This window comes from Synechococcus sp. RS9902 (genome assembly GCF_014279635.1).
GTDB lineage: Bacteria > Cyanobacteriota > Cyanobacteriia > PCC-6307 > Cyanobiaceae > Parasynechococcus.
The window spans coordinates 1,001,730-1,020,120 of the sequence record NZ_CP047949.1; the positions used below are offsets into that span (position 1 = coordinate 1,001,730).

Sequence of the window (18,391 nt, forward strand, 5' to 3'; positions counted from 1 at the left end):
GACTTTCCTCCTAGAGCTCCTTACAAGGAAGGAAAACCATCGGCTTGATCGGATTCATGGACGTCAGCATCTGGATGCTCGTCGGATTCCTGCTGGCGGCCTATTCCGTGGTGGCAAACGATTCGCTCCAGACCCTCGGTACCTATCTCTCTTCCAACCGGAAACGCACGCCGAAACCCCTGCAGATGCTGTTCATCTGCACGGTCACCTGTGGAGTGCTGCTGTTGGGCTGGTTCCTCAACAACGGTGATCCCACCTGGGGCCGCCTCAGTGTGCCTGGCAAGGAGTTTCCTTGGCCTGAGCCGTTCACCTGGGTGTATGTGCTTCCACCGCTCGCTGTTGTGGCCTTGACCCAGTGGGGAGCACCGGTGAGCACCTCGTTTCTGGTGTTGTCATCGTTCATGCCGTCCAACATCGGCACGCTGCTCAGCAGCTCGCTGACGGGGTATGGCCTCGCCTTCGCCGTAGGCCTGGCGGCCTACGGCCTGGGGTTGTGGTCACTGGAGCGCTGGGTGTTCTGCCGTTCCCAGGAGGGCAAAGACCCCAGCAAGGTCTGGTACGGCCTGCAGTGGTTCTCCACCGGCTTCCTCTGGTGCATGTGGCTGGTGCAGGACCTGGCCAACATTTTCGTGTTCCTGCCGCGCCAGTTGGACCTCGTCCCGATGCTCATCTGCACGCTGGTGCTCTGCATGGGCCTCTGTGTTCTGGTGGCCACTGGGGGAGGGCCGATCCAGGCCGTGCTCCGCACCAAGACCAACAGCTCCGATTTGCGTTCGGCCACGCTGATTGATCTGTTGTTCGGTCTTTGCCTGCTCTACAAGGCCTTCATCTCCAGCTTCCCCCTCAGCACCACTTGGGTGTTTCTGGGGCTGATCGGCGGCCGTGAGTTGGCCTTGCGGATCAAGCAACAAACATCAGATCTCCCGTTCACCAACAGGGACGGGGGCAGTCTGGCCAAGGTCATCGGCACGGATCTCTGGAAAGCCGCCGTTGGCGTTGTGGTGAGTGTGGTGATCGCCCTCAGCATTCAGCCCCTCGCTCAGCTCACCGCAGGCTGACCCCAGTGGTCAGCGCTCCGATCCATGGCTAGGTCAGAGAGGGATGAGCCTCTCCATGGCCCGTTGTGTTGTCTTGTCGCTGTTGCTGCCCTGGTTGGTGGGCGGGTCTGCCTTGGCCAGACCTGAGCCGCAGCTCAGTGCCAGGCAAACCATCCTTGAGGCGAATCGCCACCTGATTGCCGATGGCTGGCGTCCCGCGCCGGAAAAAAAGCCAACGCCTGAGGAGCGGCGCTGGGCCTCTGTTGCGCTCGAGAGCCTTTCGGCCTGTTCCGGCACGGGCGTCGGCTTCTGCCGATTTGATTACCGACGAGATCTGCAGCGGCTGTCGGTGGTGACGGTGCCCAGTGAACCGGGCCGGCCGTCGGTTGGTCGCGTTGAGCGCTGGTGGTGATCAGGGGTTCAGCGGTTGCTCCTGCCAGAGCGTGTCCGCGTTCCAACGTGTGCGTTGATGAGGGTGGGGGCCGAGGTTGAGCCGCTCAACGCTGATCACCTGCAGCCTCAGCACCACGAAATGCTCTGGCAGTGGTGCAGTTTCAGCCAGTTGATCGGGAAAGGCCGCCGTGGGGTCCAGTGGATCTGCCGGGGTGGGCCAGCCCCAGACGGCTCGTCCTGTGTCGGAGAGCTTTTGCCAGCGCTGCTGGCAGAGATCAGGTTGTTCGGTGGCTGTGATCAACGTCACCTTTCCCCGCAGGCGGTACTGCTGGCGAGCTTTGGGGAACAACCAGCACAGTTCAGCGGCTCCGTCGTTGGCAAGTTCCGTCACCTTCTCGCTGCGCTGATCGCTGAACAGTTCGAGCTGGTCTGCACCGGCCCAGCCGCGGAATACCAGGGTTCGCACCCGAGGTGCGCCATCGCGTCCTGTTGTGGCCAGTTGCACCCAGCGGGCGGCAATGGAGCGTCCCTCCCGCTGCATGGCCGCGCGCAGTAGAGGTCTCCAGGGGGGCATGTTCCCAGTGATGGCCCCAGAGATTTCCTCAGTCATGGAAGGTCGAACAAGCGAGCCTGCTCGGCAGCAGCACGCACCACGATGGCGTGGCGCTGCACCAGGGGAGCGAGGGCGTCGTAGCCCCCGCCGATCACCGTTGCGGTTGGAATCCTGCGGCGCAGACAGGCATCGAGCACGAGTCGATCGCGCATGTTTAATCCCGCATCGCTGAGGGCGAGTCGGCCGAGTCGATCATCGCGATGGGGGTCGACGCCCGCGTTGTAGAGCACCAAGTCTGGGGCGATCCTGTCCAAGGCATCAGGCAACCTGTCGGCAATGGCAGCGAGATAGTCGTCATCGCTGGTGCCGTCGGCAAGGGGGATGTCGATATCCCCGTCCACTTTGCGCAAGGGGAAATTGCTGGCGGCGTGCACCGAGAGGGTGGTCACCCTGGGGTCGTGTTGAAAGCAGGCTGCCGAACCATCCCCTTGGTGCACATCGAGATCCACGATCAGAATTCGCCGCACCTCCCCTGTTCCCAGCAACACCCGAGCGGCGACCGCACAGTCGTTGAAGATGCAGAAGCCACTCCCGAAGCCGGGGTGGGCGTGGTGGGTGCCGCCCGCCAGATGAGAGGCCAAGCCCCGCTTGAGAGCCAGTCGTGCCGTCAACAGGGTGCCGCCCACGGCAAGCCAGGTGCGCTGCACCAAAGGCCGCGTGGCCGGAAGCCCGATGCGACGTTGCTCCGGTCGGGTCAGGTGATCACGGCTAAAGGCTTCGTGATAGCTGCGTGGATGAACGTTCTCAAGATCTCTGCGGGCGATGCTCAGGGGCCGATGCACCTCGTTGGCCTGAACGATCCCCTGCTCCAGCAGGAGTTGATGCAGCAGCCGGAACTTCGCCATCGGAAAGCGATGGGTGCTCGGCAGTGGCGCGGAGTATTGCGGGTGGTAAACGACCGGAAGCGGCAAAGGGTTGTCTCACCCGGGATGGCTCAGCCCCATTCAAGGGTCAGGCAGGCTGCTGATGCAGTAACCAGTCATTGAAGCCACTGGTGTTCAGTTCGCTGATGCAGCTCTGCAGTTTGCGCAGATGGCTCTGCTTGATCTGGGTGAGTCGCTGCCCTTCCGGGGTTGTTGGCCCGACGCGGATGCGCTGCTGATTGAGCAGATCCATCTCGCGGTCGAGATGTTCCATCAGGTTGAGCAGCGAGTAGCCCTGCTTGATCTCCTGCGCGCTGAGCTGCCTAGCGAAGTGACCCATGCGGCAACCCTTAAGGATTACTTAATCATCCCATGATGAGGCGCGCTGGACTCATGAAGGGGTCTTGGTCCGTGTGTGAGGGGCGTCTCGTTCCCCGAATGAAGTGTGATGGCAGTGGTCTTGTGAAGGATGACCAGGTTGTGGTGAGGCGTGCCCAGGTGTGACTGGCGTTTGCGCTGCTGCTTCGGCCCGGACTGGTTAAGGTCCGCAAAATTGGCAGACATTGCATGGGTGACTACACGACAGCGATATGGGTCACCATTGGCCTGACGGTCGCCCTCACCGTTCCTGTCGTTTGGCAATTTCTGCAGCCCAACGACGATGATTTCGGTGATCTCACCCGCAGAAAGTGAGCCAACACGACGCCGTCACCATCCGTTGCTGGCAGTTGACGGGTGAAACAGCACTCGAGGACATGGTTCTCGGGGTCGACGAACGTGCTGTCCGTGATGGGGTCAATGTGCTCTCATCCGACGATTTCGATGCCTGTCTGGCCATCGTGGTCTGCCGCATCGGGCCCAATTTCTATGCGCACCTCTCGCAGGTGGCGGGGCATTACAAGGGTGACGCCAGCGGGATCTGGGACCGCAGTCGCGGTTCCGGTGCTCCCGAAGGGACGGCCTACGAGATCAAACCTCTCACGCGCATTCATCGTGTTCCCGAGGCGTTGATCGGCCCCGACTCCCCAGAAGGCATTGCTGTGTCCCATCGGGTTGCCGTCATGCACTATCTGCTCGATATGGGGTAGGCCATGCGACCCGTTGAAACGGATTCGAGCTATCCCCGTCCTCCCCTGATTGAGCTGGTGTCCGGTTCTGTGGAGATCTTGATTGCAGGGCAGCAGATCGCCCTCGATCAGCGTTATTTGCGCGTGTGTGAAACCTTCCACCCGCCCACGATCTATCTGCACCCATCAGCGTTTAGCCCCGGCACGCTCCACCCCTCCACGGGGCGGCCTTCGTTCTGTGAATGGAAAGGAGTGGCGGCTTACTGGGATGTGAGTGCTGCTCATGGAACCGACCGCCGTGTTCGGGCCGGCTGGAGTTACCCCAAGCCAACAGAGTCTTTCTCTCTCCTGGCCGGATGGATCAGTGTTTATCCCCGCCGCGTGGATCGCTGCAGGTTGGAAGGAGAGGACGTTCTGGCTCAGCCCGGAGAGTTTTATGGCGGATGGATCAGTCCATGGATCCAAGGACCTTTCAAGGGAGATCGCGATCGTCCCGAGTTGATCTGATGACTGTGGAGTGAGTGGACTTACTCCGACAAATGATTAAACAGATTTATGTCTTCGTCTGCCGCTGGCTTGAGGTGCCTGTCAGTTCTTGGGGCGGTGGAAGGGGGCTGCGGACGACTCGAGCTTGGCGTGGGCCTTGTCTGCCTTTCTCAAGATCTTCTGAGCTTCATCGCGGGTCAGGCACTCTTCAGCGGCGAGCTGGAGGGACTCGAGGCGTGAATGGGCGGTGCTTGTCTTCATCTCTTCATAACCGATTCATAACCTTTTATCGCAAAACGCCTGCAATATCAAGCATTTCAACCCAAAAAATGTGATCTGTTAGTGCTTGGCGACAGCCAATGGGGTGAGGAACGCGTGATTTCAATGTCACTTTCTGCCCCATTGGCCTGATCGATTCAGTTGCAGCCGAACACGCCAAAGGTGATCTGGCTCACGATCCCGTGCCCCGTCAGAGCTTCCGTCAGCACGCCCACCACAAAGCCGATCATGGCGGCGCGGCCATTGAGGAGCTCTGCCCGTTCGAAACGCTCGCTGCGGATTTGAGCTGATGCGGCGCTTTGGAACCAGTCGTCGTCGGGAGTTGAAGAAGCCATTGCTCGTAGGTGAGTTGCGAAATGTTAAGCCTCTTGTAACGGTTTGTAAATGGGTTGTGCTTGGGCTCCCTAAGAAGCATCACCAATTGCTGCAAAGCAGCTCGGTCCGTAGCCAGACCGGATGTAGGTGCAACCGCTCCAGTCATGTCAACGTCGCGAAACCGAGCCCACAGCCGCTTCTCCTCCCGTCGAATCGACCAGGAGCTGCAGGGAGCTCAAGACGCTTTGATTGCCTTTGAGGGGTATGGCTCCAATGGGCCAATGCTGCATGCCTCGGCATTGCAGCGGCCTGCTGGTCGGCGCTCAGGCACATGGCTCGACAAGCTTGTCGAGCCGATTCATCAACTCCTGGCTGCTTTCAGCCGCGGGAACTGAATGAACGGGTGGTGCGAACACCGCGTTGTTGATTCCTTCGTTGTTGGGATCCAACGGCCAGGTGGTGAAGTTCCTCTGGATTCAATGGACGCACTGCAGACATCAGTGCGTCATCAGTCCAATAGTCGGGACTATCGAGAACTCCCAGCCGCAATGGGCAGGATGGGCCAGAAATCATGGCTTCTCCTTTAAGGATGTCTTCAGCATGAAGCATCACAATTCCGAGGGGTTTGGACCTCCTGATCCAGATTTAGTGTCTCCTCAAGGCGGGCTTCCTTGCACTGGATGCAGTGCTGCTGTTGCGTTATCTGGCCACTTCACGCATGTTCACCAGAGTCTTAAGTGAGTGTTGACGTCCACTACATCTGGTGTTTGGTGGGTATTATTTTTTCATTGCATCAAAGATTGGTGCAGATCGCCGGGTGATGGGGATTGCCTTGGCTATGGAGCCGCTCCAGGGATGGAGCGGTTTTTTTGTCTGCACCAGACGATTTATACCCTTGGTGCCCTGTGGATCAAGTCCGCTGAGGCTGGATCAGGTCAGCTGTGTATCTGCACCTGAACCCCTTGCTTGGAGAGTGGCAAGGCGGAGGCCGGGCGCATTGAGCAGTTGTTCAGTGGCTTGGTTGCGGTTGAGCGTTGCCAAGAAGGATGTAGGTTCTCAATAAGTTCAGACCAGCAGCGAGATAGAGGAGAAATTCGGCCCATTCTTGATCGATATTGATCACAAGCTCCGTTCCCGACTCTGTCGCCACGAAGTAAGACAGAAATGCCGCGCAGAAGAAGAGGGGCCAGAAGTATCGCGGAATGAAAAAGTTGCTGTTGGGAATCCGACCTTCATCAAGGATCGTTGTGCGCATCCTTCGAATTGAAGGCCGCCACAGCACCAACACCAAAAGCATGACCGAAACCAGGAAAAGATTGAGGTCGAGGTAGTTCTGGAAGAACTCAAGGTTGTGAAGCGTTGTCTGGTTTTGGGCGTTGACTGCAGCGATGTTCTCAGGTGTTTTCCAGCCGAACAGGATTTGCCCCCAGGCAATCTCTTCCAGGCCAACCAACAGCATCACGAAAGCAATGATCGCGTAAACCACTGAATGCAGGCGCATGGACAAGCGCTGGCGGAAATCTTTGGAGATGAGCCACCCGATCCAAGCGGATGTAAAAAGAATCAGGGCTTGTGAATACTCGAGAATTCCTCCTTCGCCAAGCAGGCGTTTGTAGCGATAAATGTCCTGAACAGAAAGTTTCAGTAAAACAACGCAGCCGATGATGAATGATGAAAGGGCGAGCATGAAAAGGGCTCGTCTTGCGTGTGCTGAAGGATTGTTTTCCGACAGCAGTGTTGTTATGAATGCTGAGTTTCGAAAAATTCGACCTGCCGCGACCAAGATCAAGCCAGCTGTACCAAGTTGCAACTCAGGCCAAGGCGAAGCATCAAGCCAAAAAGCGCTGATGAATTTATAAAGAGAGACCCCGAGAACAGCGCTTCCAAACCACACAAGGGCCTGGCCGCAGATCCGCTGCACCGTTTTCTGTCTGGTCAAGCTCTCGGATCGCCTCTTCCTTTGGGACGAATCAGCCTCGAAGTCGTGCGTTAGGGGGCGATTCACGAAGCAGCCTTCTCATTAAGAGGAGGTTATGACGCGATCGCGTGGATTTGTGCCAGGGGAATCAGGATTCTTATCCGGTCACGCGGGCATCTCGGAATAACGCAGTGGTCGAACCAGTGACATCGATCTTGGGGGGATGGGACCTCAACCAACCAATCTGGCTTGCCGAATCAATTCAAAATCGATACCCATCACTTTGGTTAGAACGAGGTATCCGCCCCAAGCGACAACGTTGAGGCCAAGGGCCCAGAGATAAAGCGTGCGTCTGGCTTGGGTTGAGTCATCGCTCATCGGTTATTTCCGGTTCATCAGGCACCAGGCACCATAAAGGGCAAGGCCAAGCAGGATCCAGGGAAAGATTGCGCGCAGCAGTGTTAATCCAATCAGGACGACCACAAGTGTGATCGCAGATCGCTTCACCATGGCTTTGCTGCTGTCAGTCATGAACTGCCAGCGGGGAATCAAGGCCATTGCAACAACGATGCTGAACAGCGTTCTAGGAGACTTGGACGCAAATTGCCAACCTTTCTCTCAGGCTGGTCAGTTCGCCATTCAAGGCTTTGGTTGGATGCCTGTTACGTCGCTGTTTTTGGTTCTGATGAATCAGCTTGTGGCTTCAGCAATCGTATTCGAGATGAGATTTCTGCTCACGCTTGCCAAAATCGGCCTCTTTCATCTGTGATTCGTCATAAGCCCAGTCGCTGTAAATCCTTGATTCTGAAAAGCTCTTTTTAAGACGAAGTGCAGTGATGCGTTGGCCAAGTAGTTCGAATGACCACTTCGCTGCTGAAAGAACCTTGCCCATGACACCTCTTTGCAACGCTACCTATGTGATAGCCCATGGATATCAATTGAACATTGGTGCATATGCTCATTGAGGCTCGGTTTGATTCAAGACTCCTCGACGGAATCATCGACGTTTTGTTTGATGCCCTGTTGGCGTCGACTTGATTCACAGTTCCGGCACTCCTGTTGATCCAAGCCAAAGAAATTCAGAGGTTTGATGTCACCGCAGCTGATGCACTGACGTCCCTCTGCTGGGGGGGCTTCAAAGGCCATGGTGGTCACTCCTTGGTGTTGATCGGCGTTGGTTTGATCCGTTCTGACAACGCCTGGGGAGACCATAGGCGCCTCTGTTGATGGCACTGGGGGCAGTCCCCTCTCAGGCTCGAGTGCATGTGACCACAGTGCGCACAACAAATCAGTGCCATGGCTGTTTTTGCTGATGCACCACGCTGATTGTTGAGATCGCATCAGGCATCGGTGTTTGTCCCTAGTTCGATCCCAAGGTTTGGCGGTTCTCAGGATTGATCAAAGATCTTTTGCAGGGCAGTTCGCTCGTTTTGAAGCGAATTTGCCCTCATGGGGTTGCCCAGTGGCCTTGGCTGCCGGGGTCGATTCAAAAAGACCTTGCTGAGCCACCAGAGCTGAAGCCCGACAAACGCCAGGGCGAGTAGTGCCAGTTCAGTTGCCCCCTGCATCAATAGTGCTTGCCGCGATTGTCGATCGCATCTGTTTTAAAGCACTCCAACTCTTCGGGTGTATGCAATGGGGGTTTCTCCCGTTGGCCAGTCCATCGCCGAAGCAGCTGCAGCAATCGTTTCATCCCTTGAAAGTTGGTTCATCACAGCCATGTGCCATCAGGCTAGGGCAATCCTGATTTCATTCGGCATCGAATTAATTGATGCCATTGGATTTAGACTTGTCCGAATTGGAACAGTTTGTTTCTCGTGACCTTTAAAGAGCTTGTGGCCAGTTTCAACAAACAAGGCACGAGCTGGGATGAGCTTTGTCTTGAAATCAGGTGTGAGAGCTGTTTTGCATCGGTTTTTGATGAAGTGAACGAGCAAATGGGCTCTTCAAGTGATGTACTTGCTCGGCTTGCCGATGAATTTCCCAATCACTACAAGAGTTATGCCAAGGAGAGGGGCCTGGTTCAGCCTTGATCAAGAGGTGTGAGAGAGGCAGTAGGTCGTGACACCACCCACCAAATCAAGCAACCACGCCCGAAGAGGTCTCCCTCTCACCTTCAAATCCTAGTTGTGGCTCGGGCCTCCGTCAGCCCCGGGTTCACCGAGAGGCAGCCAAGTTCGCTTTCGCTGCTTTTAGGGCTTCCTCGCAGGCCGCTTGGTCTTCGCTGTCGATGTCACCCTGACTGCCGTTCAAGCGTGCCTCCCGGAAGGCGATCTCATCAATCCAGTAGGCCCTGTCTTTGCCTTGTTGATCAGTCACGCGTTTGGAAAGGTGCCAGTCCATCGCACCCTTCATAGAGGAACGCTGCCCAGGCGGCTGCCACCACTGTCTGGTTTGTTCATGGCTTTGGGCTTGTGCGCTTAGAGGACGCAGACTGGGTGGATCTGAAGAAGGAGCGCATCGCCATCGACGAGACGTCTCCAGTTACCCCCATGACCGCGCTGGTCATCGATGCCGATGGGCATCTGACGTATATGGGTGAAGACGGATGCCGCCGGCAGATTGTTGGTGATCCAGAGCTCTTGGCGCGTTTGCAAGAGTTGCAAGGGAAGGACTGCACTGATGGCGATAGCGATTGGCAGTTGTAGTTGGTCTCGCCAGATTTCCCAAGATCAGCCGAAGATTTCTTCTTTCTTCGGAGCTGAATGAGTCTTTTGACCGATGGGCTGTTTTGTTCGCTTTCCTTATGACGAGCAAAGCAATCTTGAAGTCATGGACACAATGTTTTTCGTTGGCGTGAATGCGGGGCTTCTGATCCTGCTGATTTTTGGTCTTGTATCTGCCAAAGCCAAGATCAAGGCCGGCCGTAAAGAGATCATCTGAGCTACCAACGGTGCCGGTTTCATTGCTGGTATGGGCAAGAAAAAAAACTCCGGCGCGTGACGGCACTAGGAATCTCTTCATCACGAAGATCAAAGTCCTGTCTATTTGGTCAGGGCTTTTCCTCGGTGGTCGTCAGAGCTGCCAGTGATCTTTCGACTTGTTCAACTCCTTTTGTTGGGTGGGGGTGCGAACGCCCCTGTAGGGGGGCAAACGGGTTGTCGTTCAGAGTCCTAAACCCAATCATCTGAATACTTTGTCTTGGTGGCGCTCAGTTCACGGATGTCTTCTGTGAGGTGCTGTGCTGCCCACATGCCTCTGACGACTTGGCAGACGCCTTCGTGGTCGCAAACTCTGTAGTACTCGAAGCCCTCTGGAGCGGTGGTGAGTCTGGTCTTGGTTCCTTTCATGTTCTTGATCGCTGCTGACCCAACAGATAGGCAGCGAAATGAGTCCCGACTAGGCGAATTGAGACAAAGGGTTCGACTTGTTACAAATCCTTGGATGGCTTACCAGGCGGAATCTAAATTCAGACCCTTGGCGCGCTGTGGGTGACCAGGTCAGCGTTGATCAAGTTGATAACGCTGATGTCCACGTCCGCGACCTGGAAGAGGTTGGGGGCTTGGGATTTTTGTCGCCACCTGCGATCACTTCGGGTACGTGACCCTCGATCAATGCCAAGTGCTCGGCAGCTGTCGCCTCAGGCAGGGCTTGCTGGCCCCAGGAGCGCACCCTCTGAAGAGCTGTGAGTCTGGGGGTTCTGCTCATAGGTGAACCCGCACAACGGAGTCGTATTGCCAGGCGCTGCCATCATTGATCGATGGCAAAGAAATCCAAGAAGTCGAAGAAGGCGAAGCAGCCGTGCTCAGTCCTGCTTTGGCACAAGACCTACATCAAGCGGATCAGGCAGCGGTTTGGTCTGAGCAAGTACCAAATGCTCTGGATCACCTTCGTTAAGGGCCTGCTGATCGGCTTCCTCCTGGCACTCGTAGTTCACGCCATCAACTAGCCAATGGACGCCACTCAGAAGCTCGTAGAGAGGCTCATCGAAAGACGAATGCAGAACACTGGTGAGTCACAAGCGGTGGCCACTGCAAACGTTCTGGCTGCTTACGAGAAGCTCAAGAAGATAGAGACCTAGCCCGCAGCCGGCTAATCGCTGTACGTGACGGTGCACCAGTAGCGGGTCGACATCCCAACGTCTTGACTCCTGCAAGCGGTGTCGGTCACCGATGCACCTTTGGGAACTTCACGCATTGCCTCAGCAGTCGCGAATTCTTCTGATATTCCTTCAGCTGTGACCTTGGCCTCATGGGCAAACACAGTTGCTGGGGCTAGCAAAGCCAGCGATAGGAGTACAGCGAGTCGCATCGGATACTACGCATCACTTCACCTTGATAGCCACTGAGGTTGAGATCGAGGCAAGCAGAGCTACCGCAAACGTTCTGGCGGCCTTCGAGAAGCTCGAGAAAAACGAGAGCTAGTGGGTATTAATTCTCATCGTGGGTGCTGAATCCACAGTCGTGTCAACGGGTTTTTTACATTTCGCAGACGCAGAGTTTGCGACTTCTCCGGACAGCTCGACTGGAGAAATCAGATCAGGTGGGTAATGCACGACCCACCTTTTTTATGCGCTTTTTTCTACACCGTTGGGCTCGTCTGCGAAGGTCTAGCGGTCATCCGTACCTCCGCACCCAGGCCTCGCTTCATAGCTTCAACGGGTCTGAATGCAGAGCTGCATCAGGCAGTTGGACGGTCTCCAGTTCTGAGGGGTTCTGGAGATTTTTCTTTCAGTATTGTGGGAGGTGCGGGTTAGCGCCCAAACGCAAACGAACTGGGGTCGAGGCCAGCACGGTATAGGCCGTAGGCAACGGCAGCCATTCCGAGCTTGACTCCCACCAAGATTCCCGCGTACTTCCAGCTGAACAGCTTTTTCAGCTCGGTGGTCACTACTAAGGCTCAGCCAAAAGCATCATGCGCCATTAACGGGCTGGGCTCCCGAAGTGGGCTGAGCCAACGAGTTGCATCTGGTCATCAACCCCAATCGTTCTGATCACACCCTGGTCATGTGGGTGCATCAACTTGAGGTCGGCGAGAAGAGCTGCACCCCTGGAACTGAAACCTCCAGGGGGCTTTCTTGTCCTTTGCGATGGAAGTAAGTTTTTCGCTCTCCTCGGCTTCTGCGCCATGGATCTTCTGAAGGCTTGCGACGAGATGAAGGAGTTCATCGAAACTGCGCAGAAGTTGGTCGATGCCTGGGATGCAGATCCAGACAACTACTCGCAGTTGGAAGAGGGACTAACCGCCTTGAAGGCTGCGCTGGAGAAGTGAGGGAAGCTATGAAAACCTTTTCCCAGGTTGGTCTGGTCATCCTGCTGGTTGTGGCCGTCGGTGCTGGGTTCTGGCTCAACCGCATGACATGGCGCCATAGGCTTCTGGTGTGGCAACTTCAGGCTGCAGTCTTTGCTGGTGGCGTTGGTTTTGTCGCTGGTCGACTTACCGCTGGCAAGGGCTCTGATGACTGACCCAGCAATCCCCTCCCCAGAGGAGCCGATGAAGCCCAGAGCGTTGACCTACACCGAGATGATGAACGGCGGCCGTCAGCAGATGGATGAAGCCGAGCACGTCCGCGAGCAACAGCTGCAGCAGCGGGTCGAAGACCTGGAGAAGGATGTTGATTGGCTTGAGAAATTACTTAAGGGCGGTATCGAAAGCGCCAGTCCGTAATTGGTGGCTAAAAGCAGGTAGCCACACCTGAAGAAAAGTGATCGCTCCTCTGTCGTCAGTGCTGGCGAGAATTATGCGATTTTTTTCATTGCCTAAATTCCGAGATTCTGACTGGCATATGCCGGTGGCGGCAGCGAGCTTCTCGGGGCTGTCGATATTCGAGCCAACGACGATCTGCCCAAGTGGGGGCTCAAAGAGAAAGGTCGAAGCATCTGGCTTAAGGCAACCCTGGAGCCAATGGATCCAGCAACTATCAGCTGACTGACCCACGGCGAGCTATTTCTGATGTTTGAGGAAGGTCGCTGAGGTCTTTAAGCAGCCTCTGCATCAATGTTGTCTACGGTTGCCTGAGTGTCTTTTAAGACCTGATCAGCCTTTTGCATCAATTTGTAGTAGGTATCTTTGTCTGTGGCGGTGTACGCAGCTTCCATTAAGAGGATGTACTTCTCTTTTGGAGACATCTGCTCGCTGTGAGTCAGCCGATAATGCCACAATCCTGAAGTTGTGCAGTAGCCAAAAATGCTTAATCCTTCCCCGTCAATGTATTAATAGCTACTTAGCTAAAACACTTGAATCCTGAAGGCTTTTCAAGCAGCACTCGGCATCCCATCGGTCAGCAAATTCCAGGCAAAGCCCACTCGACACGCACACTACAAAGCGCTTGTCATCAAGCTGATGCACCATCGGCGGAGTCCGCGAAATAATGCTGAATTCTTGGATCATCTCTCTTACGCTTTGTCTGATGGTCGGTTAATCACCCGCTCTTAAATGCATCAAGTGGTACATATTGACCACAACTTGCGGAAGCTTGATGAGATGTGTTATCTAGAATTTATGGACACTGAACTGCTCAAAGAATCCTGGGCCAAGTTGACAGAACTTGGTTACACGCTGAATAGCCCTGCTCCTGAAGTGGTGAATATCATCACGCCGACGGGTTACTCGACGCAGATTCGCCTGAAACGACTGCCCAGCTATGCCCGTTATGTGAGGTGATTGTCGAGTCACTCGTCTTCTTAGTTCGGCGCAGCCCCTTCTATCGGTGGGGCTGACTTCCAACAGCCTTACCGAATCAATGATGTGAGGCCACGGAACCGCGAGGAGAACATCGTTCTCCCCGAGAGATGCGGTTGCCGTTCCATAACTTTGACGAGGCGTTACGTATTTCGGTGCGATGCACTAAATCTTTCCCGTTGTTGGAAGACGGGGTTAAGCGCAGAAAGCCAGCCCCATCACGCTTGCCGTGTACTGGGACTGGATTGTCTGCCAGCCAACGGGTCGCTCTCCCGTGCTGCTGCGATGCCTCCTCAGCCGTATGAGGAAGTGCCGCAGGAACCATTAATAGAGACTCACCAGTGACACCGCACACCATTTTTGGGAGACCTTTGGGATCAAGAATTTCTTTCGTGTGCCTCTATTTCGCTGGTATCACTGACTACCGACGAAAAGCTGGTTGTTCACAACCGATTTTGCATAAACCGCTAGCCCAGTTGTCAAAATGAATGATCCGGGGAAGAGTCTTTGCGGCCCTCGAACCATTGGGCGTGAACGGTCGCCATTGAAGGTTTGAAGTGACAGAGCTTCTTCTGCTGCTGCTCGCTATAAAGCCAGCCCTCACCAACGGGCTTCTCTGGCGGTTCGTGGTTGCTGCGGTCCCTGTTCGCCATCGCTGGAGTCTGGCGAGCGTGGAGCACTCACTGCAGCAGCAAGTGAGCTGGACTACGGAAGTGGGATAAAAGAGATCTGTCACGAATGAACATCCGCTAAGCCATGACCGAGACAACTGCTCTGGACTTCAAGCTCAGCAACACGTTTGAGGAATATCGCGCACATATGAATGCTCCTGAGCAGCAAGCGATGTTTGCCGAGATGGGGGTCAAGACCTTCTTTATTGGCGTCTGCAAGGACGACCCCCAAAGAGCGACAGTGATGTTTCAAGGACCCGAGGACGTCCTCTACAACATCTTCACGAACCCAGAGACCAAGCCAATTGTTGAAGCTTCGGGTCACGTCTATGAAGGCACCGTGATCACTCGTTGGCTTGCATAAGACACTCCACTCCCCTGTGTCATTTGCCATGATGTTTTCTCTGTTGGGGAAGCCCTCGGCCAGGTTTCGTTATTCGAGGGCTTTTTCTAGGCAAGCGAAGCCACCCTTTCGCTAGGTGACCTCGCCGCTCCCAAGTGCAAATCAACGGGAGCAATCCATTTTTAGCTATTGAATACTGGTAGCAATTGCATCAACCAATACAAATACTCTTCAATATAAGTGGGTTTAATGCATTGGCTCCATGAAATTCTTTTTATTCGTCGCGGCAAGCCTCCTGCTTGCGCTTACTGCAGAAGCTGAGGTGCGGGGGTATGGAGAGCTGACTCTTGATTTCAAGCGAGCAAAAAAGACGGGCCAGTCAATCGTAATTCCAGCTGAAAACGGTCAAAAACAAAAACTATATGTCGCGGTTGTATGCGAAGGCAGAGTTTTTAACTCTACAGATGACGAAATGATATGGGGCGAATGGAGGGAGCCTAATAACATTTTTGAATCTAGAATTGTAGCTGATGTATGTAATTTTATTTGAAATAAGCTAAATCACCCTGTCGCAAGGCGGAGTTTTTATTGCCCGAGCAGAGCGGGGAACACTCAAGACAGTCACTACTGACCAATGACCCTCGACACCCGCATTGCTCTGTTCCTGATGGGGGAGCTTGTTGCTTGCCTACGCGCCAACGACCCTGATGCCTTCAGAGGCTTGCTTTCCGAGGGGATGCAGGAGCCTGGAGTGACAGAGGTGGAAGAGCTGCTCCTGGATTGGCTCTACTCCTTCCTGACCCCAGTGGAGCAGGACAGGCTGACGGGTTGGCACCTGGGGGTACGCCTCTAGTCCTTTTGGGGGATACGGCTAAGAAAGATCTCATCAAATACTCCCCAAATGAGTGAGGTGATTTGCCGCTGGAAGGGAGATGGTGTGTTCACGGGGCGAGAGTCCAACAACAAAAAAGGCATGGAATACCGAATGAGTGTGGAAGAGCAGCGAGTCTTCGAGGCTGCAAAAGTCTTCCTACTTACTTGCATTGCAGCACCATTCATTTACATCAACACAGCGGTGTCTATGGCAGCTCTTGGAATCACAGCTGGCGGTTCGATTGGTGTCCCAGTCGGCGATTTAATTGAAAAAGTAATTCCAAAACAATCTCAAAATTGACCCAATTACAAATCTATCGATAAAACGAAAATGACTCAAGCACTCACGCATGGAATCAAGCCTGCAAAGCAAAAAGAGGTTGTCTTTCTTTGTTGGGCAGCAATCTTCATTGGTGCAGGTGGAATTCAACGTCTATATGTAGGCAAGATTGGATCTGGATTACTCTACCTATTTACATGGGGAGTATTTGGCATCGGTCAGTTTGTAGATCTATTCCTCGTTTCAGAAATGGTCGACGACTACAATAGAAATTGTGGATACAACCTGCCAGGCGCCTATTCTTCTCCATTGGCACAGCAACAAGTTGTGGTCAACGTAGGCGAGAGCATCAAGTCAGCCATCTCAGAAATACAAACCCCACAGGGCGAGGATACAGCTTCAAAAAGTGATGAACAAGCGATTCTCAAGGCTTGCGTAGACAAGCCTCTCACAGTTGCGTTGATCTCGGTAAAAACAGGAATCGATCCGAAGCGCATTAAAAGCTTGGCAGAACATCTGGAAGCTGAGGGGATGTTGAGCACAACCATTACAGAATCTGGTCAAATCAAGTATTGGATTAATTAATTTGGTATTCATTTGTCGGGAAGCCTGATGCCTCACGGCTGAATGAAAGCCATACAAGACCCGCAAGGGGAAAGCAGGGGGCGGTGATGTTGTCGCTATCCATCTCCCGACAGAACATTTACCCCATCAGCAATGGCTGGGATTTTGATTACTGGTTAGTCACTCCTCATCTACTGGTGTTCAATCGACAACCTCATAGATAACCTCAGCCAGCCTCAACAGACTCTGAATGCTTGAAAGCTTCCGCTTCAGCTGTCGTGTGTCTGCCTTCCAACGTTCATCTCCTCTCGGCAGCAAAAACCTGAGAGCAGGTATGAGAACCTATTGATTTTGTATTAGTTGCTACTAAAATAGGCATAGAACCTCCATCGGCCTATGGCGACGTTGCATTCAGTCGGGAGAAAAATCCTGACCTATATATCACCAAGAGTCAAGGAACAATCTGCTTATTTTAAAATCACAAGAGATATTTCTGAGGCACAATTCTATCTTGGAAATAGATTCCAAGAGCTTTATCTATGGCAAGAGGTCGCGGATCGTGATATGGAAGTTTCTCGGATAGAAAACCTGTTGTATGGATGCTTCTTCCATGACGACGAAGAAGCAATGGTTGAAGCGGACAGAGAGTATATGGCAAGAAAATAAAATCCGTGGTGGGGATAGTCCCAAAATTCTTCTATGCTTATATTACTTTTAGCGCTGATTAGGTCAAAAGAGGCTGTTAGCTCGCTTTAAGGAAGCAACGCTCACACGATTTAAGTCTAGGGCTGATCATTGAGCTCGGAAAGCTCTTTCATGTTTTCCTCTATTTTTCTTATTAGAGGGCCAGAGTGCTTGCAGGCTTTGGGATCTACGGCCAAAAACTCATCCCTGTAAAGCATCAATTGAAGAATCTCAATTTCTTCGCTTAGGCAATCGCGGTAGGTATATTCCATAACAAAACTCCTAGTCGTAAAGAACATAGTCTCGTGATGGCCTGCGAAGCTCACGCTGTTCCTTCTCGTGCTGAATCCTCTGCAGTCGGTAATACGCAGAGGCGCAGCGGGGGCACTCGCAAGGAACACCACAATCCTCAAGCTGACGCATTGCAATATCAGCTTGATAATTTTCTGACCTGGTATATGGAGACACTCAATTTACGGTGAAAGTCCTATCAACCATGCACGAATTTCAAACAAGCTGTGGTCCAAGTGAATCAATGTGCGGAACTCAACAACACAAACTGTGTACTGAGTTACACGTCTATCGGAGATCCCACTTCGAATGGTTCCTGGCAGCTGTCTGAGTACAGCCCCCTTCATCCCCTGCCTTTGGGGCGGCTTGTGAAAGCCGCAGCCCTTGGTGGGCAAAGCTCAATTCCTAGCCAGACTGTCTGGTATCCCGAGCCATTGGACTTGAACCGGCTGCTGCTGCTCCTGGCTCCAGTGGTCTTAGCAGACCCAGCCATTGCCTTTGATGGAGGGGGCTTTGAGGCAGAGGAAAAAATTGAAGTTCCTACTGATCAGTCAAAAACAAAAACTCTTACCAAGTATTCAGAGTTTCACCAATCCTGCATGGACATACAAATGACCATGTGGGGAGAAGTTGCAGAACTAATGGAAGATCTGGCTACAGCGCACTGCTACTGCGAATACACCAAGCTTGAGGGCTTGGAGACTGTTACTTGGTCTGATAGGAATGATGCTGAAATTGCATGTGCCAATGAAGGCATCATCAGCAAAAAGGACGCTTTCATCAGGTGGGCTCTTCCCCTACATCGTCGTCGCTTAGGAGACGAGCGGCGATAGTTGTTAGCCCTCGTCAGCCAGTTCAATCATGCTGCTTGGCGTTCAAGCCTGAGGAGGTGTCGGCGTCCCGCTGCTGCGGCTTGCTTTTCCTCTTCTAGTTCCGACCGTAGAAACCGCTTTCTCTGAGCTGACTCGTAACCACTCAGATCTTGCTGTACAGCAAGATGTGTTGTGCGCTTTGGCTTGTCTAGACCCATCAACAGCGGGTGGATTCCTCTTCGGCTCATTGGACTGGTTCGATATGTGATTCTCGCGTAGTG

General features: G+C 53.8%; 32 protein-coding genes. 24 read left to right on the forward strand and 8 right to left on the reverse strand.

Annotated features, from left to right (window positions below; genetic code table 11):
* Positions 1–56 precede the first annotated feature (56 nt).
* Both SynRS9902_RS05305 and SynRS9902_RS05310 read left to right on the forward strand, forming a co-directional pair.
* Positions 57–1,058 carry a hypothetical protein gene (locus SynRS9902_RS05305; protein ID WP_255446215.1) on the forward strand — a complete coding sequence of 334 codons (1,002 nt, stop codon included), beginning with the start codon at positions 57–59 and terminating at the stop codon, positions 1,056–1,058.
* A gap of 43 nt (positions 1,059–1,101) precedes the next feature.
* On the forward strand, positions 1,102–1,449 hold the full coding sequence (locus tag SynRS9902_RS05310; RefSeq protein ID WP_244275867.1) for a hypothetical protein: 348 nt from the start codon (positions 1,102–1,104) through the stop codon (positions 1,447–1,449).
* On the opposite strand, the gene SynRS9902_RS05315 is transcribed toward SynRS9902_RS05310, so the two are convergent.
* From SynRS9902_RS05315 to SynRS9902_RS05325, 3 genes are read right to left on the reverse strand one after another with little or no spacing between them, the layout of a single operon-like run.
* Positions 1,450–2,040, reverse strand: coding sequence for a pyridoxamine 5'-phosphate oxidase family protein (locus SynRS9902_RS05315; RefSeq protein ID WP_186510246.1), 591 nt, complete (start codon positions 2,038–2,040; stop codon positions 1,450–1,452).
* Positions 2,037–2,954: a histone deacetylase gene (locus SynRS9902_RS05320; protein ID WP_186510247.1), complete on the reverse strand. Its 918-nt coding sequence runs from the start codon at positions 2,952–2,954 to the stop codon at positions 2,037–2,039. Before SynRS9902_RS05320 ends, SynRS9902_RS05315 begins: the two co-directional genes overlap by 4 nt.
* Before the next feature lie 40 nt (positions 2,955–2,994).
* Positions 2,995–3,246 carry a hypothetical protein gene (locus tag SynRS9902_RS05325; protein ID WP_186510248.1) on the reverse strand — a complete coding sequence of 84 codons (252 nt, stop codon included), beginning with the start codon at positions 3,244–3,246 and terminating at the stop codon, positions 2,995–2,997.
* Positions 3,247–3,473: 227 nt separating this feature from the next.
* Between SynRS9902_RS05325 and SynRS9902_RS13595 the strand changes: the two genes are divergently transcribed.
* The 3 genes from SynRS9902_RS13595 to SynRS9902_RS05335 are packed head-to-tail and all read left to right on the forward strand — an operon-like array spanning position 3,474 to position 4,480.
* Positions 3,474–3,599, forward strand: a complete 126-nt coding sequence (locus tag SynRS9902_RS13595; RefSeq protein WP_006850800.1) for a hypothetical protein — start codon at positions 3,474–3,476, stop codon at positions 3,597–3,599.
* Complete coding sequence (locus SynRS9902_RS05330) at positions 3,596–3,994, forward strand: hypothetical protein (protein WP_186510249.1); 399 nt, start codon at positions 3,596–3,598, stop codon at positions 3,992–3,994. Before SynRS9902_RS13595 ends, SynRS9902_RS05330 begins: the two co-directional genes overlap by 4 nt.
* A 3-nt stretch (positions 3,995–3,997) precedes the next feature.
* A complete protein-coding gene (locus SynRS9902_RS05335; RefSeq protein WP_186510250.1) occupies positions 3,998–4,480 on the forward strand; it encodes a DUF427 domain-containing protein in 483 nt (160 codons plus the stop codon).
* Between the two features lie 81 nt (positions 4,481–4,561).
* Here the strand turns inward: SynRS9902_RS05335 and SynRS9902_RS05340 are convergent, their stop codons facing one another.
* Both SynRS9902_RS05340 and SynRS9902_RS05345 read right to left on the reverse strand, forming a co-directional pair.
* Positions 4,562–4,720, reverse strand: coding sequence for a hypothetical protein (locus tag SynRS9902_RS05340; protein WP_170950551.1), 159 nt, complete (start codon positions 4,718–4,720; stop codon positions 4,562–4,564).
* Positions 4,721–4,875: 155 nt separating this feature from the next.
* Positions 4,876–5,073, reverse strand: coding sequence for a chlorophyll a/b-binding protein (locus tag SynRS9902_RS05345; protein ID WP_186510251.1), 198 nt, complete (start codon positions 5,071–5,073; stop codon positions 4,876–4,878).
* 144 nt (positions 5,074–5,217) lie between these two features.
* Between SynRS9902_RS05345 and SynRS9902_RS05350 the strand changes: the two genes are divergently transcribed.
* Positions 5,218–5,448, forward strand: coding sequence for a hypothetical protein (locus tag SynRS9902_RS05350; RefSeq protein ID WP_186510252.1), 231 nt, complete (start codon positions 5,218–5,220; stop codon positions 5,446–5,448).
* A gap of 614 nt (positions 5,449–6,062) precedes the next feature.
* Here the strand turns inward: SynRS9902_RS05350 and SynRS9902_RS05355 are convergent.
* Complete coding sequence (locus tag SynRS9902_RS05355) at positions 6,063–6,992, reverse strand: pectate lyase (protein ID WP_186510691.1); 930 nt, start codon at positions 6,990–6,992, stop codon at positions 6,063–6,065.
* Between the two features lie 487 nt (positions 6,993–7,479).
* Here SynRS9902_RS05355 and SynRS9902_RS05360 point away from each other — a divergent pair, with 487 nt between their 5' ends.
* The 3 genes from SynRS9902_RS05360 to SynRS9902_RS05370 all read left to right on the forward strand — a co-directional run bounded on the left by SynRS9902_RS05360 (position 7,480) and on the right by SynRS9902_RS05370 (position 9,004).
* Positions 7,480–7,740 carry a hypothetical protein gene (locus SynRS9902_RS05360; RefSeq protein ID WP_186510253.1) on the forward strand — a complete coding sequence of 87 codons (261 nt, stop codon included), beginning with the start codon at positions 7,480–7,482 and terminating at the stop codon, positions 7,738–7,740.
* 290 nt (positions 7,741–8,030) lie between these two features.
* Positions 8,031–8,198, forward strand: a complete 168-nt coding sequence (locus SynRS9902_RS05365) for a hypothetical protein (RefSeq protein ID WP_186510254.1) — start codon at positions 8,031–8,033, stop codon at positions 8,196–8,198.
* A gap of 590 nt (positions 8,199–8,788) precedes the next feature.
* Complete coding sequence (locus tag SynRS9902_RS05370) at positions 8,789–9,004, forward strand: hypothetical protein (RefSeq protein ID WP_114987852.1); 216 nt, start codon at positions 8,789–8,791, stop codon at positions 9,002–9,004.
* Between the two features lie 124 nt (positions 9,005–9,128).
* On the opposite strand, the gene SynRS9902_RS05375 is transcribed toward SynRS9902_RS05370, so the two are convergent.
* The gene (locus tag SynRS9902_RS05375; RefSeq protein ID WP_255446216.1) at positions 9,129–9,290 is read right to left on the reverse strand and encodes a hypothetical protein; all 162 of its coding nucleotides are present in this window, start codon (positions 9,288–9,290) and stop codon (positions 9,129–9,131) included.
* Between the two features lie 95 nt (positions 9,291–9,385).
* On the opposite strand from SynRS9902_RS05375, the gene SynRS9902_RS05380 reads away from it, so the two are divergent.
* Entirely contained in the window at positions 9,386–9,619 is a 234-nt protein-coding gene (locus tag SynRS9902_RS05380) for a hypothetical protein (RefSeq protein ID WP_255446217.1), read from the forward strand.
* Positions 9,620–9,692: 73 nt separating this feature from the next.
* Entirely contained in the window at positions 9,693–9,854 is a 162-nt protein-coding gene (locus tag SynRS9902_RS05385; protein WP_186510256.1) for a hypothetical protein, read from the forward strand.
* A gap of 526 nt (positions 9,855–10,380) precedes the next feature.
* On the opposite strand, the gene SynRS9902_RS13790 is transcribed toward SynRS9902_RS05385, so the two are convergent.
* On the reverse strand, positions 10,381–10,527 hold the full coding sequence (locus SynRS9902_RS13790) for a DUF3104 domain-containing protein (protein ID WP_186510536.1): 147 nt from the start codon (positions 10,525–10,527) through the stop codon (positions 10,381–10,383).
* 144 nt (positions 10,528–10,671) lie between these two features.
* Between SynRS9902_RS13790 and SynRS9902_RS05395 the strand changes: the two genes are divergently transcribed.
* The 13 genes from SynRS9902_RS05395 (at position 10,672) to SynRS9902_RS13600 (ending at position 18,131) form a co-directional block, all read left to right on the forward strand.
* A complete protein-coding gene (locus SynRS9902_RS05395; protein WP_115081747.1) occupies positions 10,672–10,860 on the forward strand; it encodes a hypothetical protein in 189 nt (62 codons plus the stop codon).
* Positions 10,861–12,038: 1,178 nt separating this feature from the next.
* The gene (locus SynRS9902_RS05400; protein WP_186510257.1) at positions 12,039–12,182 is read left to right on the forward strand and encodes a hypothetical protein; all 144 of its coding nucleotides are present in this window, start codon (positions 12,039–12,041) and stop codon (positions 12,180–12,182) included.
* 8 nt (positions 12,183–12,190) lie between these two features.
* A complete protein-coding gene (locus SynRS9902_RS05405) occupies positions 12,191–12,376 on the forward strand; it encodes a hypothetical protein (protein WP_186510258.1) in 186 nt (61 codons plus the stop codon).
* Positions 12,369–12,578: a hypothetical protein gene (locus SynRS9902_RS05410; protein WP_186510259.1), complete on the forward strand. Its 210-nt coding sequence runs from the start codon at positions 12,369–12,371 to the stop codon at positions 12,576–12,578. Before SynRS9902_RS05405 ends, SynRS9902_RS05410 begins: the two co-directional genes overlap by 8 nt.
* An 834-nt stretch (positions 12,579–13,412) precedes the next feature.
* Positions 13,413–13,574, forward strand: a complete 162-nt coding sequence (locus SynRS9902_RS05415; protein WP_186510260.1) for a hypothetical protein — start codon at positions 13,413–13,415, stop codon at positions 13,572–13,574.
* A gap of 575 nt (positions 13,575–14,149) precedes the next feature.
* The gene (locus SynRS9902_RS05420) at positions 14,150–14,314 is read left to right on the forward strand and encodes a hypothetical protein (protein WP_186510261.1); all 165 of its coding nucleotides are present in this window, start codon (positions 14,150–14,152) and stop codon (positions 14,312–14,314) included.
* Between the two features lie 34 nt (positions 14,315–14,348).
* On the forward strand, positions 14,349–14,627 hold the full coding sequence (locus tag SynRS9902_RS05425) for a DUF3764 family protein (RefSeq protein WP_186510262.1): 279 nt from the start codon (positions 14,349–14,351) through the stop codon (positions 14,625–14,627).
* 241 nt (positions 14,628–14,868) lie between these two features.
* A complete protein-coding gene (locus SynRS9902_RS05430; RefSeq protein WP_186510263.1) occupies positions 14,869–15,156 on the forward strand; it encodes a hypothetical protein in 288 nt (95 codons plus the stop codon).
* An 84-nt stretch (positions 15,157–15,240) separates the two neighbouring features.
* Positions 15,241–15,459: a hypothetical protein gene (locus tag SynRS9902_RS05435; RefSeq protein ID WP_186510264.1), complete on the forward strand. Its 219-nt coding sequence runs from the start codon at positions 15,241–15,243 to the stop codon at positions 15,457–15,459.
* A gap of 48 nt (positions 15,460–15,507) precedes the next feature.
* Entirely contained in the window at positions 15,508–15,780 is a 273-nt protein-coding gene (locus SynRS9902_RS05440) for a hypothetical protein (protein WP_186510265.1), read from the forward strand.
* A 30-nt stretch (positions 15,781–15,810) separates the two neighbouring features.
* Positions 15,811–16,344, forward strand: a complete 534-nt coding sequence (locus tag SynRS9902_RS05445; RefSeq protein ID WP_186510266.1) for a TM2 domain-containing protein — start codon at positions 15,811–15,813, stop codon at positions 16,342–16,344.
* A gap of 375 nt (positions 16,345–16,719) precedes the next feature.
* Entirely contained in the window at positions 16,720–16,989 is a 270-nt protein-coding gene (locus SynRS9902_RS05450; RefSeq protein WP_186510267.1) for a hypothetical protein, read from the forward strand.
* 677 nt (positions 16,990–17,666) lie between these two features.
* Entirely contained in the window at positions 17,667–18,131 is a 465-nt protein-coding gene (locus tag SynRS9902_RS13600) for a hypothetical protein (protein WP_255446218.1), read from the forward strand.
* Positions 18,132–18,391 lie beyond the last annotated feature (260 nt).